Raw genomic sequence first — 13,814 nt, 5'->3', positions numbered from 1 at the left:
GACCTTCAGGGTCTGGCCTGCGCGCGGCTGCAGATAGGTATCGGTGCCGTCGTTGAACACGAGCGCTGGTCGCTCGCTCATGTTGCCGTTGATCTGGTAGTCGAAGTCGAGCGGGTCGGTGCTCGCAGCCGACGCGGACAGCGCAATTACTGCAAGCGCGATGATGGTTAGCGTGTGCTTCATAGACCGCGTTCGAGTTGGGAGAGATGCTGGATAAAGCGCGCGAGATACTCGCGGCCCGGTTGGGGATTCGCGCTGTGGTAATAGGCGACGGCCTTGACGGCGGAATTCGTCTTGCGGAAGTTCTCGTTGAGAATGTCTTCTGCTGCGTGAATGTTGGTTGCCGGCCCAAGCGCATCCCATGGCGATGCAAAGCGCTTTGCGTGGTAGCACCAGTTGATCTGCATGAGACCGACATCGAAGTCACAACGACCATCTGAGATGAGGAAGCGCACCGCCTTGTAGGCGTCCTCGCGCGTCCGGAAGAAGAAGCCACGCCCCGCGACATTCAACGTCCATGGCCAGGCGCGACCGTTGTATGCGGATTCGTTGAGCGCGATGCCCGCGAGAATTTTCGCGTCGACACTGGTACGCATTGCGTCGAATGGCGCTTGGGCCGATGCGCAAGCCCAGCCACCGCGGCGCTCGGTCAGCGCCGCCTGTGCGTCATCGTTCAGGACTGCGGGTCGCAACCAGCCGCTCCGTACCAGCAGGTCCTCGACACTTTGAGGCACGCCGTCGATGGTTACCGATGCGAACCCTTCTCTGCCGGGCTCGATGTTCTGCCCTTGCAGACGTTTGGCCCACTCGAGGAATGGCTGCAAACCACACGCATATACGGGCGTTCCGGGCAGTTCGACGACGGAGCGCTGGCCGCTGCCCTCCACGACGAATTGCGTGGGGCTTATAACGGTGTCGATGACCGCGGCGCTGGAACGCGAACACGCGGCAACAAGCACCAACGCTGCGACGGCAAACCTAGTCACGGTAAGGCTCCATGACGATGTCCTGCGTGACCTGAACGAGGAACTTCTGGCCCGGCGGCACCGTGATCGTTGGCGGGATGTTCTGGTTCCGCTGAAGCACCGATTGCGCGGTAGTCGCGGCAACCTGGCCGGCGGTACTTCCGTAGGTCGTCACGCCGGTTGGGCTGGCCGTCGTCGCGGTAGTCGCGTTGTTGTCGAACGTCTTCAGTAGCACCGCGGTGATAAATCCGGCGCCGAAGATCGCGAGGAAATGGTTGTTCACGTCACCGGAGAAGCCTGCGTAGCCGTTCTGGTCCGCGCCTTGCATGCCGTTCATCGGAACGCTCCTGCCGTTCGGAAGGCGGAGGCTGGTCGACGCGACGAGCAACCGCTCCTGCCCAACCTTGATGTCGGCGCTGTACAGTCCGTTGATGAACGAGCCTTTCGGGATCATCAAGCAGTCTCCTTGCAGGCTGTCGTAGATGTCTTCGTCAACCATCAGCGCAACGCGACCCGGCTTGTCCGAGTTCAGCCCCTCAACAGTTTTCACGTGGATGTTGTGCGGAGGCGTCAGCGTGCAGCCGCGCGACCGCCCATTGAAGGTCGTCTGTTCGATGCCGCCCTGCCCCGCCACATCTTTCAGGAACGCGCGATCGCGGTCTTCTGGAGCCTGGCCTTGCTTGGCAAGCGCGAGCGCCATCGCCTCGGTGGGGTTAGAGGTCGCAGCCGCTCGCGCGGCCCGGAAATCGTCCAGTGAAGGGACGCCCGGCGGAAGCGCTGAGGTTTGCTGGTTCGCGCTTCTGGAAGCGCCGGACTGTTTGAAAACAGACGAGGTGTAGATCGTGTCTTTGTTATTCTTTTCGGAGAGTTCTCGCGTGTCGCCGCCATCCCTGGAAACTTCGTTCTGGAAGTCGTTACCCGTCAATGCCGGTTTGACAGTTGGACGACCAGCCGTTGCAGCGTCTGACGCTGCACGCGCTGCTGCTTCTGAGGCGGCGGCCTCCTGCTGCTGACGGATGACCTGGTCAATGTCCGAATTTTTCGTCGCAGGCACCTCAGCACTGCTCTTCAAGGCGGCAGCTTTTTTCAGCCGCGCTTCTTCCTCCGACTGGTTGCTAGCCTGAAGCTCATAATAGAAACCCAGCGCACCAATCACGAGAGCGGCCAGAAGCCCGATACTCAGGATCGCGTTACGAGGTGTCTTGCCCTTGACGAGGGCCTGCTGTTCGGCGTTTGGCTTGATCGGATCGGTTTGCTTCGCCATGATCAGAACACTCCGAACACGCGCTGACGACCGCGCGTCACGGTCACTTCGTCCTTGCCGGACACCAGGACGATTTCGTCTGCGAGACGCTGGAAAACAAGAAAGTCGCCGCGGCGGATGAAGTTTCCAACGACCCGGTCGCCATGATCCTTGTACATCGGGACGGGCCAGGTCTGTGCCTTGGCGGGCATGCGCATCCAAACGGAATGTCCGTCATCGAACACCACCTCGGGCCTGAACTCCGCACGACCGTCGACCGTGTAGTCCCAGTTCAGCTTGTCGGGCGCGACGCTAATACTGCCGGAGTCGCCGCCACGCTCGCCCGCGCCAGTAGCCTCGTCACGGACGCTCGCGCGAACCATCGGTGCGCGCGGATACTGGAAGCGGACCGTTTGGTAGAAGAAGCCGCCAGCAGGCGAGGCGATCAGCGTGAAATCGTATTCGCGGCGGTTCGTCGTTAGATGCAGCGTGTTCACCAGATCCGCCTTGTGTGGTTTGATGAACACGTGATTCATCTTGTCATCGTCGATTTCCCACTGGATGCTGTCGCCCATCGCGGGGTCCGCAATCAGCTTCTCGCCCGGCTCCAGTTCAATCGTGGTGAGTTTCAACGGCGCGGTGAGCACGCGAAAAATCTGGTCGCGGCTGTACGGAAATACGCCAATTCGGGCATCGCCGGGCATCGTGAGCGGATCGGCGCCACCGTTAAACGGATTGACGGGGCTCATCGGGTCGCCGGCGATCATCGCCGTATTCAGCGCAGCAGTATCCGAAGGCTGTTTTGCGTTCGCCGCCTGAGTCGCGAATACGGTGGCCGCGACCATGACGAAAATGCCGAGAGCCCGCCGTTGCTGTTTCGTGATCATTGTGGTCAAGCTCCACCGGTCCGCTCAAGGCGGAAGAACGGGACATAAATGCCGAAGGGATTGGCAGTGAGGGCCGCATCCGCGGTCGGTGCGACGATCTGATAGCGCAACGTCAAGGCATACGACTTGACGTCAGGTTTGCCAGTCGCGCCGGCCTGTGAAGTCGTCGTTGTGAATTCAACGAGGACGGTTTGATCCTCGAGCAGTGCGATGTTGCGCACGTTCACTTCCCGGATCAGTTTCGGATTAGCGGTGATCGCCTGAAACGGTGCGTCGTCTCTAAGCCAGCTTTTGAACTGGTCTGAGGCAGCGCCGATCATCTGTGCCTTCACCGAATTGATGTTGCCCGACATGCGGGAGGTTTGAAGGCTATCGGTCAGGACCGGCTCGATCGTGAACCAGCGAACGACCATATCCTTCATGCTCGTCCGGGTAGCCTGGGAGTCAGGCTTGTACGAAACGAGCTCCGTCACGACGGGATGCCCGCTCACGTCAGCAGAAACGCCGACCACGCGGGTAACCGAAGGGGGCGGCTGCCGGGTCCAGACGGCACCTCCAGCAATCGCAGCGAGGGCAAAGGCCATGAGCATCCAGCGATTCGACTCGACCTTTAGCCTCGTGCTTGTCTCGAAGATCACAGTGCTCGGATCTTCCTCGGCATACATGCCGGGGGCCGTCGATAGCGCGGCCTGACGCTTGTTCCTGAAAAGACGCATGGCAACCCTTTATGAATGGCTACCATTGGAACAATTTTCAGGTTGGCATTTGTGGCGAAAGGCACAGAGTTTTAAGTGCCTTTTAGCTGTTCAAATTGTCCTGCGTTCGGGCTGCTGCGTTACTGCTCCGAGGCTATAACGTGTTACAGCCAGTTCCGGACAAAGGCAGCGATTTTTGATGTCTTTCTGTCGCCCAAGATGAGCGCCCTCTGATCGTAAACCGGTATTAGATGGCGCTCCGCTGTTTCCAATTGGACGGTGATGTAATTTTGGAAACAAGACGTGGGCTTTAAAAACACTATCTTTTCAATGGTTTAGTTACGATCGGATCTGCGGCACGTTATATCGCGTTAGCAGATGCAGCTCTAGGCAAAGCGTCTCCGCATCAAGCGTGACCGTAGACCACCCAGCACCTCTCTTGCTCGTTTCGCGGTTTCAGCACGGCTGAGAACGGTCGAAGACAACCGCTCCGGGCGGGAAATATCGCCAAGCATGCGCTGCAATCAACGACTGTCAAAAACCCGTACGCATACATCCGGGCCTTGATCAGCAAGTCGCTCGACAATGCTTTCCTGGCAAGAACCGCGCAGATGCAACTGGCCGAGCAAGATGAACGAGCACGAATCAAGGATGTGGACCGCGAGGAACAAGCAGCGCTTAGCGCGCATCGGGGCAAAACATATCGTGCGCCAAATCGCGATCGTCGGACCGTCGAAGATACCGGCTTCGTTCGCACTGACGCTAACGGCAATAGGGCATCCGTGCCACACGCAAAGGCACCTGCTATCAGGGCGTCGATAACTCGCGGTGAATGGAAGATATCGTCACAATCCGACGGTCATCGCCTTTCAAATATCGTCCTGCATTGCCGGTTTGGTATTCTGAGCAGCGTGGTCTTCAGAGATCTGCTCGGCGATTGAAAGGCTGCGGCTGTCGCCGGTGGCTACGAGGTCGGCGTAAATGAGTAAGGGGTGGACGAGGGGATGCACGCTCGGTGGCTGCGTCGCCGGGAGGGACGTACGCGGCCAGAACGCTTCGAGGATTTCCACGCCGCCGCGCGCGTCAGGACGCAACCGTGCGGCGAGCATGAACTCCCTGCGCACGGGGCTCTGGGTATAGATCGTCGTCCTCGACGCTTTGAGCTGTCCTGCACTCGCCGGACCTCGGAGCCGTGTCCGTTGGTGAACAGCTTCCGGGTGGTTTGCCGCTGAGCGAACACCGCCGACATCAGTCCAAATCGAAACGCCCCACCCGGCGCCGCGTAAGCATCGCTCTCGAGCGGACACTCCATGACGTATTCCCCTTCTTTGATTTAAAAGGAAAATCTAATCTTCAAAGGGGCAATTTGTGAAAAACGCTGCGAGCCTGAAATTGCGCTTGCCCGGGCAGCGCCAACGGCCTCGCGCGCCGCGGGCGGGTTCCGGGGGGCGCCGCCGGCACAGCCGGGCCAATCGAACGCTACGGCGGCCTCTACGTCGCCTCTCCTCCCGTCAGTGCTGAACAACTGAATCATGCTTACATCGTTGAACTGCGTCTCCGCGGGATGCGTCGACACCGGCGGCGTCCATTCTCGGAACCGCCCCGACAATTGGGGCAATCGGTCGCCCGCGGGCCGGCCCAGCGATCGGGCGGTGTAGGCGCCGAAACCGAAATCCCACAGGGCTACACGTTCGTACCATAACAACACACCCTTCCGTACCAGCCGACTACCCCATCCGTACCATATCCACACGCCGGCGGAACCATAAAGCACCACCAAGGGTACCAGAGGTCTACACCTTGTCCGGCTGAAAGCCCCGCCCGGTAAGGGATTGAGCTGAGCTAAAGGTTAACTAAAGGTGTTAAGCGTATACGTAAACACGTAAACGGCGTTCGTCTTTAAAAAGAAAGGAAAGCACGAAATTGCACCTCGCTACTCCCGTGCGGCTCACCATCATTCCTGAGCAGCGAAAAAGTCCCAAGGCTCCCAAATATACCGAAGGCACCGAGGGGTTTCCCCTTGAATTGGAACGATTTTTTCCTCGCAATCGAAATTCAGTTCACGGAGGGCCTCAACGTGTAGGGGTATGGTTATCGGTGTTTGGTGTAGGTCTATGGTTTGATTTGAACGTGTAGTCCTATGGGACTGCGGATCTCTGCTTGGTTGTCGGAGGCGCCTCGCACGTTGGCTTGAGGTGTAGGACTATGGTACGGCCAGCGGCGCGACCCGATTGATGGCGAGAGGAGACGGAATGCCGTGCGCCGCGGGTCGTTGTTTGGCTAGGTGTAGTCCTATGGTATTTGTTGGGAAGCCCATTGGCGCGCAATGATCTTCAGTTATCCGCTAAGGTGGAAGTCTATGGGACGATTGCCAAGGTGTAGTTCTATGGTTCGCCACAGCGCAATTTCGGGCCGTGGCACGACCCCTGGACGGCTTGCACCGGCCGGCAGGCCGGCGACAATTGGGTGGAAGGTGTAGAGCTATGGTGGTGAGTTCGGATCGACGATCCGTAGTTCGGGCGCCGCAGGCACCGTTTTATGCGGTTCAAAGCGGAAGTAAGCGCTCACCAGGGCGGGGTGTAGAGAAAGAATGGTGGTAGATTGGTCCCCCTGGAATGTTGAAAGGTGTAGTCGTATGGTTGTTTTTTAGGCCAGAATTGCGGTCAGATTGTGATAGGGGTGTAGGCGTATGGTGGACGCCCCGCTTGGCAGGGACCGCGACACGATATCGGGTAGAATCTCAACATTGTTTGCTAAGTCATTGACGTGTTGAGGTTTGTTATCAATCACCGAGAACTAAATAAAACGGAATTTGAGGTCAACGCGTGGCATCCAAATCTGTAACGCTCGCTGAGCAGTCGCCGCAGCCTCCAAAGCGATTGAAGGGCAAGAAAGGTGCGAAAACCGAAGCGAGGACGACTCAGATCGGACTCTTCACTGTCGAGGAACCGGAGCCCTTCAAGAAAGCGACGCCGGCTGTTCACATCAGCGCAAAAAACAAAGCGCTGACTCTTGTTCAGCACAAGATTTACAACGCGCTGTTGGCAAATGCGATTGAGCAGGACCGCGATCATGCCGGCACGAATGTGGGTCTTTCCCAGTTCTCGATCGCTCTTACGGACCTCGTTGATAAGGTAGGTCTGAACAGCAACAACCGCGATTATCTGAAAGGGGTCATCAATTCACTCATCGGTACGGTCGTGAACTGGGACTTTCTGGAAGCCGAGCGCGGAGAAGTCTGGGCCGCGACCGGTCTTCTATCGACGGCAGAGATGGACCGTAGCACCCTCACCTATGAGTTTTCGGCCAAGATTCGGGACTTTCTCGTTCATCCTCAGATGTACGCGACGATTGATATGCGCATTGTTCGTGCGTTCAAACGCGCGGCAGCGCTCGTGCTGTGGGAAAACTCCGTGCGTTACGAGGGCATTGGCCAGTCGGCGGTAATTGCGATCGAGAAACTTCGGCAACTCTTTCTGGGCCAGGAAGGCGCGAAGACAATCTACCCCGAGTACAAGGAGTTCAAGCGAAACGTCTTGACGCCCGCAGTGCGGGAGGCGAATGAGGTCAGTGACCACACGATTGAAGTACTCGAGGTTCGACAGGGGCGCGCCGTCGTTGGAGTTCGCTTTACCGTGGCACGGAAGCAAGAGGCCCCGCGCCTGGAGTCGGTGGATAGTGATCTTCTAATGTCGATTACGCAGTTAGGTATTCCGAGTTCGGAAGCGCGAAAAACTCTGGGCCGCCATAGTGAGAGCGATGTGCGCAACGCGCTCGACTATGTCCGCGCGCGCGAAGCCAAAAAGGGCGCTACACCGATCACAAATGTTCCAGCCTACTTCCGGAAAGCGCTTGCGGAGAAATGGGTGACACCGGAGAAGTCTAGCGGCACCAAAAAGGCGGTCGCAGCCCCGGGATTGTCCATAACCGGTATCACGGAGGAGGAAATCCGTGAGAAATACCGCGCGTCCCAACTTGGGGATGCCAGAGCGTACTTTGATGAGTTGAGCGCTGCTGAGCAGGCGGAGTTGATAGCGCGTTACAACGCGTGGCAACCGATGCAGAAGTGGCGGTTGGAAAGTGGAAAGAAACAATCCGCCGCTGCACAGCAATCGTTTTTGTCGTGGTTGGCCCATGAAACGTGGGGCGAGCCGTCGACTGAGGACCTGTTTAAATTCGTGATTAAAGGTTTGGCGTCCACGGCCACAGCCTGAGGACCTTGAACACCGTGCGACGATGTTGTCGTGGGGACGTTTAAACCAGATTACTCCACTGAGTAGATCTTAGAGGAGGGAGGCTATCATGATAGCCCCCCCGCCCTCCTGACCAAACTACGATGCTCTCGTGGACGGGCGTCAGGCGCGTCTTCGTTTCGTCCCGCTGCTCCAAGTCAATCATGCTAACGCGGAGCTCCCGAAGCGTGCAAAGTCTAGTTCAGCCGACGCGGCGGTGCACAAGTCGGTGATCGCAGCGCTAGTTTGCAGCTGCGCCGCGCTCAAGTTCAACGGGATCCTCTCCCGCCCAGGTATCCGACGAGAAAGCCGGACTTTCAACTATCCGAAGCGTTTCAGGTCCGACCGTGCCCTTTCTGTTCGGGTAACTAACGAAATAATGAAATATAAAGACGTATAATTTATTCTCTGATTATCATATTTTTCGCTACTGGGCCTCTCATCCCGGCGGTCGTGCGATCGGCGAGAAGCGCGCGGGCATCGACAAGCCGAGTCACCAACCTTTGGCCCTCGGCGTCGAATGGTAACGCGCTGCTTACCGCGTGCCAGAGTGACGAGTGCAGACAGTGCCGGGTAGTTAACCAGACGGCCGTCGACTCACATGCGACCCATGTTTCCGTCCGTCGCGAAGAGCGCGTGCATCTTTCACGTGGAAGATGCAGACCAACCCCCGGGATCCGGCCGCGCCAATTACAACTCGCAAAGCGCCCAAAGTTGAAAAGTCGCCAGTCGCGCGAGGCCAACGGGGCACCCAGCGGGTCAGCCCATTTCAAAGCGCTAAGTTCCATAAATAAACGTCCGCCCGCACGCAATCTTCCACGCGGAAGATTGCACACTGCATTTGAGAGGGTCTTCCGATTACGCAAGTTGGCGATGCAATCTTCACCAGTTGATGGTCAGCTGCGTGGGCGTCGTGGCTTGTTATGAGTAAGCTGGTTCACATCTTCCACGTGGAAGATTGCGTACTGCATTCGATAGCGTCTGGCGGCCGTGAATAGGATGATCGTCATCTGAGTCTTCCACGTGAAAGGTTGTGTACCGATTTCGGCTCGCGATTGGACGATTAGCAGCTGCGCAGTTACCAGGATGATAGCCATCTCCGTTCCGACGCGCTTCTTCCACGTGGAAGAAGCGCGGTAATTTTCGCACGCAACACGGCCCGGTATGCCAAAGTGACCCACGTCTTTCACGTGGAAGATTGCCAGAAGGGATCAAGGCCAACGCAGTGGCTTGGTTCGCGCGCGGGGAATCTTCCACGTGGAAGATCTCTGTTCCTTTCGACTGCGGCCGACCCCCGGGGATAGCTGCCGGCTGGCGCTCAGACCGCCGCGGGCATCTGCTTGTGTACACCACACCTTGTCCCCCTGCGAAATCGGGTTCGCGTTGTTTCCGTACCACAGTCCGATGGCGAGATGCAGTCCGTTCTCGCATCGAGGTTCCATTGGGCGACGAAAATCGAATTCTGAACCTGTGAAAGGAGCGGGGCTATTTGTGTGAAATAAAGTAGGTGCGGAACACCGGGCGAGTTGATGCCGGGCGCTTCTGAGTGTTAAAGGGTTTCTTCCACGTGGAAGAGTCGTGACATGCGCGCCTGCACTATTCATCGAATCGTTGTTGCGAAGGGTTCATTTTTCGACCGGAAATGTGCGATGAGAGGTTGCGCCAACCCGTTGTCAGAAAAATAGTGCAACTTATCTGAAATTAGGTCTTGCATTTCTGGCAAGCTCAAGTAAATTCTAGCTTGTGCGCCGCACGCCTTTACCCGAGCGGCGCGGAGCGAATCGAGGTCCCCGGTCAGGGGGGCGCGTAACTCAGGTGCGCCATTCACGGAGAGGATGAAATGGGACTTGCAATAGCAATTGCGAATCAGAAAGGCGGGGTAGGGAAGACCACGGTTACGATGAATCTCGCAGCCGCTTTCGCGGAAGAAGGCTACAACGTCTACGTAGCAGATGCGGACGAACAGCAGTCTTGCATGAGCTGGGCGGCGACAACCGACCCAAGCAAAGCGTTGCCTTTTCGTGTGGGAAGCATAGCGAAGCTGGAAAAAAACATCGGGCGGGAAATCGCCAACCTTGCGAACGACTTTGACATTGTATTGATTGATTGTCCGCCTAATATCGCGAATTTGACGACTGGCCGTGTTCTCGCCGTGGCGGATGCGACTATCGTGCCGACCAATACATCCCCGCTAGAGATGTGGAGTAGTCAAGGCATGATCGCGCTCATCGAGCGCACGCGCGCTTCCAGTCCGGAAGCGAAATTCGCGATTTTAGTGAATAAATCCAATAAAAAGTCGATCTTGTATCGCGAATTAAGCAAGCTCTTGGCGGAATCGTCGGTTTTGATGTTCGAGTCAACAATGTCGGACCGGGAGTGTTATCCGCAAGCCGCAGCGCTCGGCCGAACAGTATTCGACGCGACCGGTGTTAGGGCTGGCAAAAAGGAAGCGAAGCAGGAACTGAAGGCGCTGGTGGAGGAGCTGATAGCGCTTTTGAGCAACGAGCGAACCGAGGAGGCGGCAAATGGCTAAAGGGCGACTTGATCTTACAAGCCGTGTTCGGCAAGGAATGGCTGTAGAACGCCTGTCCGCAGACGAACGTCTCACCCAAAATAACGTCGTAGAAACTGCGCAGCGCGAAGCAGCGCGAGTAACGGGCGCAGCGTTGGCTTTGGCTCCGTCGATGCTGGCACGGAAAGGAAGGTTCAGCATTCGTCTCGCGGACCTGGTATCCAATCCCTATAACCCGCGGACGTTTTACAACCCGCAAACCATCGACTCGCTGGCGAAGAGCTTCAGCGACGAAGGACAGATAGACGCCATCAAGATTACTGAGCTTCCGGAGTATCCGAACAAGCGAGTGATCGTTGATGGTGAGAGGCGCGTTAGAGCAGCGAAGGCGCTCGGCAACGAATACATTGATGCCGAGCTCTCAGAAGAGCCGCTGGGCGCAAAAGATCTCTATCTTCGTGCCTATCGCGCAAATAAGGAACGCGATGAACAGACGGTATTTGATGACGCCGTTGCGTGGAGAAAACTTTTGAATGAGGGGGTCTATGTCGACTACAACGAATTGGCTGCGGCCGTCGGTGAGTCGGTGAACCAGGTTACAAAAATCACGCTCCTGAACGAATTGCCCCAACTTTTCTTTAATAAACTGGCGCAGGCAGCAAAGCCGCTTGGACTCTCCCATGCGTACAACCTGAAGCTGATCTACGAGCGCGCCGGCGAGCAGGTCGCGGAACATTGGTTGCAGGAAATCATTGAAGGCCGAGCCAGTGTGCGCAGGCTCGAACAAGCAGCTTCGGCAGACGCGACGATCAAGCGCCCGGGATCACGGCGCCCTCACTACCAGTCTCGCGTACAGTTTAAAACGCCTACTGGTGCCGATTTGGGCGAACTCAAACTCTTCGGCGATGGTCGCACAGAGTTGAGTCTCAAGGGGGTTCAAGGGCCGGCGCAGCACAAGCTCGCCGACCGTGTGAAGGCTCTCGTGGAGGAATGGAGCCTTGAAATCAATGACGATTCGGATTTGTCAGCCTCCGGAGCGTAGCCAGCCGAGACGTGGAACTCAGCAGGTCCGCCCCCGGTAGGCTGCGATGGCGTCTGTTCTGATTCATCAACGCAACCAGGTAAGGAAACGCACAACCGCATGCCTTGCGCCGGTCGTCGACGGTTTGCGTCGAACTTGAAAGATTGCCCTGAAGATCGATATCGATGAAAGAAAATCTGTCATGGACGGCGCCTGTGTCCTGACCGGAGTGGACGGCGGTAGAAATACGTTCGAGCGTTTGATTGGCTGAAAAGGGGCGGTTATTTTCGCCTGTTTCCTGGAGCAGTAGTTGCGCCTCATCAGTGATACTGCCGCCATAACCTGAGTACATGATGATTCGAACAACTATCGCGGCGAAGGCCGCAGTGGACGACCCGCTCCGCCTTGCGGTGATCTACCGGGCAGGGCTCGGCCGGCATTGGAACAGCCTGCGCGAGGGATCTATAGAGCTTGCAGCCCTCAACCTGAAGGCAAGCGCTGCTCGGCTTCAGCAAGCGGTGAAGATCTCGGCGTTTCCAAGCGAAATTCTTGATCTCTTCAAGCACACGGGTATCGTTAATCGCACGGCGCGGGAATTGATCCGCGCCAGCAATGAGCAAGGGCTCGAACAGCTTAAGATTCGGGCGGCGACCATAGATCCGGCCGGGAAGTCAAGGACGCAACTATGCGCGCTTTTGTGTGGCGACGAGGTCGCTGGCTCTTCATACCGGGCGCATTCGAAGGAGCGACCCTTAGCGCTCGATCAAAGGTATCGGGATGGACTACGTTCAGGACTGTGGTCATCGACGCGCGAAGCGGCTCAAGTCCTGGGAGTTGACCAGGCGCGACTGGTGAAAGCTTCCAAGATCGCCGGGTTGCCGGAAGAAGTTAAATTGCTCTTCCCGGGCCAGGCTCTGACCTTTGCAGTGGGTTGGCAACTGATTCAATTAACAAAGCTACGTGGAAGCGAGGCGATTCGACAGGTGGCGATTGCGTCGCGCTCGACCATCCAGACGATGTCGCAACAGGAGTTGATGAACAGATTCGTAGGGCTCGAAGGCAATGCCGTCGACGTAAAGGTAAAGCGCGGAACGGGAGGAAAGCTTCTTCTGGAGTTTCACTGCGACGCGGACGACCCCGCCAACGAAACTCGTCTGTCGATGATGGCCATGTGGCTCCGCGACGTAAAGCCAAGCGCCCGGTGAGACCGCCATCGAAAATCGATATACTGAATTTGACAGGAAGCGCGTGCATCGAAAAGCCGCGCGCGTCGTGGGTGATCCTTGTCTACAAGGGGGAGGGGGGCTGTCACCCCCGAGTTTGCCTCAACCGGTCGCCTGCCGCAGGAACGTTTCAGCCTCCCGATACTGGCGTCCGAGTTCCGCTGTCGCATAGATGGACGTGGTATCGAGCGAGTCATGGCCCGCAAAATTCCGCGCGCTTTCGAGACTCATGCCATTGGCGAGCGCGTGTCGAGTGAAGCAAAAGTGATAGCACCGCCGGAAATGCAACTCCTTGAATTCTCGGCCTCCGCCGCCCGACCGCTTCCAGATTCACTTCCGACCTCGGAGAAGTGAAAGTTGGAATCTTCGGACTACTGAACTGAATGTTGGAAACTTCGGTGATGGCCATGCTGCGAGTCCTGCATTCGAGCTTTGCGACGGTCTGTTATTGGCGCAGGCAGGCAAGACGACCGTGAAACATCCGGCGTTGAACTGGCCTCGCCCGGAAGTCTATGTGTGGTATGGACTTCCGGCAACTTAAAAGGGAATGTTTCACGAAAATGCGCGGGTTCCGCCGGCGAGACGCGTTTCGCGAGCACATTTTTCGTCTGCAGCAGGCGACTCACTGAGCTCAACGCATAGTTTGTATTGACTGGAACGTAAAATGTATCAATTGCTACGAGACGGATTGGACCCGTTACTGGCTTTGGCATCAAGCGGAGGTCCGATGAGGATGCTCCACCCGGTCACGTTCTCCCGGCGCTGAACCGGCGCGGCCCTCGCCGGGCTACTGGCCGCGTCGTGTCTTCCGTTTTTGTACTACAACTGGGTAATTGTGTTGGAAGACTGAGGGCGGCGATGGTCAACCTGCGATTCGTCCGTGCGATCGACGATGTGCGCCCCTATGGGCATGTCCTTATACGCAAGTGTCGCTACCACCGTCGTCACGTAACAAACGCATTGTTTCTGCGGCGATGCGTACGGTTGTGAGTCCCTTCCAGATGGTTTCCGCGCCGGGTTCGCCATCGCCCTTGCG

11 protein-coding genes and 1 pseudogene are annotated in these 13,814 nt (G+C 57.2%); 5 read left to right on the top strand and 7 right to left on the bottom strand.

What is annotated here, in order from left to right; all coding sequences use genetic code 11:
* From GNZ13_RS41580 to GNZ13_RS53070, 6 genes and pseudogenes are all read right to left on the bottom strand, one after another.
* Positions 1 to 183: pseudogene (locus tag GNZ13_RS41580) on the bottom strand (hypothetical protein); the annotation flags it as partial.
* Positions 180 to 986, bottom strand: coding sequence for a transglycosylase SLT domain-containing protein (locus GNZ13_RS41575; protein ID WP_172176131.1), 807 nt, complete (start codon positions 984 to 986; stop codon positions 180 to 182). The gene GNZ13_RS41575 and the pseudogene GNZ13_RS41580, both read right to left, overlap by 4 nt.
* Positions 979 to 2,229 (bottom strand): TrbI/VirB10 family protein, encoded by a 1,251-nt coding sequence (locus GNZ13_RS41570; protein WP_172176120.1) that lies wholly within the window; start codon positions 2,227 to 2,229, stop codon positions 979 to 981. The genes GNZ13_RS41575 and GNZ13_RS41570 overlap by 8 nt, the downstream gene beginning before the upstream one ends.
* Positions 2,230 to 2,231: 2 nt before the next feature.
* Entirely contained in the window at positions 2,232 to 3,095 is an 864-nt protein-coding gene (locus GNZ13_RS41565; RefSeq protein ID WP_172176118.1) for a TrbG/VirB9 family P-type conjugative transfer protein, read from the bottom strand.
* A gap of 5 nt (positions 3,096 to 3,100) precedes the next feature.
* On the bottom strand, positions 3,101 to 3,811 hold the full coding sequence (locus GNZ13_RS41560; RefSeq protein WP_172176116.1) for a type IV secretion system protein: 711 nt from the start codon (positions 3,809 to 3,811) through the stop codon (positions 3,101 to 3,103).
* A gap of 848 nt (positions 3,812 to 4,659) precedes the next feature.
* Positions 4,660 to 5,097, bottom strand: a complete 438-nt coding sequence (locus GNZ13_RS53070; RefSeq protein WP_172176114.1) for a type IV toxin-antitoxin system AbiEi family antitoxin — start codon at positions 5,095 to 5,097, stop codon at positions 4,660 to 4,662.
* Positions 5,098 to 6,615: 1,518 nt separating this feature from the next.
* Here GNZ13_RS53070 and GNZ13_RS41550 point away from each other — a divergent pair.
* From GNZ13_RS41550 to GNZ13_RS41540, 3 genes are all read left to right on the top strand, one after another.
* A complete protein-coding gene (locus tag GNZ13_RS41550) occupies positions 6,616 to 8,004 on the top strand; it encodes a replication initiation protein (RefSeq protein ID WP_172176112.1) in 1,389 nt (462 codons plus the stop codon).
* Positions 8,005 to 9,862: 1,858 nt separating this feature from the next.
* The gene (gene parA / locus GNZ13_RS41545) at positions 9,863 to 10,555 is read left to right on the top strand and encodes a ParA family partition ATPase (RefSeq protein WP_169489896.1); all 693 of its coding nucleotides are present in this window, start codon (positions 9,863 to 9,865) and stop codon (positions 10,553 to 10,555) included.
* On the top strand, positions 10,548 to 11,576 hold the full coding sequence (locus GNZ13_RS41540; RefSeq protein WP_172176110.1) for a ParB/RepB/Spo0J family partition protein: 1,029 nt from the start codon (positions 10,548 to 10,550) through the stop codon (positions 11,574 to 11,576). The genes parA and GNZ13_RS41540 overlap by 8 nt, the downstream gene beginning before the upstream one ends.
* Here GNZ13_RS41540 and GNZ13_RS41535 read toward each other — a convergent pair.
* Positions 11,539 to 11,907, bottom strand: a complete 369-nt coding sequence (locus GNZ13_RS41535; protein WP_172176108.1) for a hypothetical protein — start codon at positions 11,905 to 11,907, stop codon at positions 11,539 to 11,541. The genes GNZ13_RS41540 and GNZ13_RS41535 overlap by 38 nt on opposite strands.
* 1 nt (position 11,908) lies before the next feature.
* Between GNZ13_RS41535 and GNZ13_RS41530 the strand changes: the two genes are divergently transcribed.
* Positions 11,909 to 12,760, top strand: a complete 852-nt coding sequence (locus tag GNZ13_RS41530) for a hypothetical protein (protein WP_216675232.1) — start codon at positions 11,909 to 11,911, stop codon at positions 12,758 to 12,760.
* A 213-nt stretch (positions 12,761 to 12,973) separates the two neighbouring features.
* Complete coding sequence (locus GNZ13_RS41525) at positions 12,974 to 13,132, top strand: hypothetical protein (protein WP_172176104.1); 159 nt, start codon at positions 12,974 to 12,976, stop codon at positions 13,130 to 13,132.
* Positions 13,133 to 13,814 lie beyond the last annotated feature (682 nt).

The organism is Paraburkholderia elongata, from assembly GCF_013177735.1.
GTDB lineage: Bacteria > Pseudomonadota > Gammaproteobacteria > Burkholderiales > Burkholderiaceae > Paraburkholderia > Paraburkholderia elongata.
This window is presented reverse-complemented; position numbering and strand designations above follow the sequence as displayed.